This is a genomic window from Photobacterium damselae (genome assembly GCF_003026815.1).
Lineage (GTDB): Bacteria > Pseudomonadota > Gammaproteobacteria > Enterobacterales > Vibrionaceae > Photobacterium > Photobacterium damselae.
The window spans coordinates 1-537 of sequence record NZ_PYOG01000123.1 but is presented as its reverse complement, the minus strand read 5'-3'; the positions used below and the strand labels follow the sequence as shown (position 1 = coordinate 537).

Sequence of the window (537 nt, the reverse complement as noted above, 5' to 3'; positions counted from 1 at the left end):
GTAAGGAGGTGATCCAGCCCCAGGTTCCCCTAGGGCTACCTTGTTACGACTTCACCCCAGTCATGAACCACACCGTGGTAAACGCCCTCCCGAAGGTTAAGCTATCTACTTCTGGTGCAGCCCACTCCCATGGTGTGACGGGCGGTGTGTACAAGGCCCGGGAACGTATTCACCGTGGCATTCTGATCCACGATTACTAGCGATTCCGACTTCACGGAGTCGAGTTGCAGACTCCGATCCGGACTACGACATACTTTCTGGGATTCGCTCCACCTCGCGGTCTTGCTGCCCTCTGTATATGCCATTGTAGCACGTGTGTAGCCCTACTCGTAAGGGCCATGATGACTTGACGTCGTCCCCACCTTCCTCCGGTTTATCACCGGCAGTCTCCCTGGAGTTCCCACCCGAAGTGCTGGCAAACAAGGATAAGGGTTGCGCTCGTTGCGGGACTTAACCCAACATTTCACAACACGAGCTGACGACAGCCATGCAGCACCTGTCTCAGAGTTCCCGAAGGCACACTCGAATCTCTTCAAG

The 537-nt window shown here is 55.5% G+C and carries 1 rRNA gene; it reads right to left on the bottom strand.

The features are described from left to right. Window position 1: 1 nt before the first annotated feature. Window positions 2-537, bottom strand: a 16S ribosomal RNA gene (locus CTN07_RS22645); the annotation flags it as partial.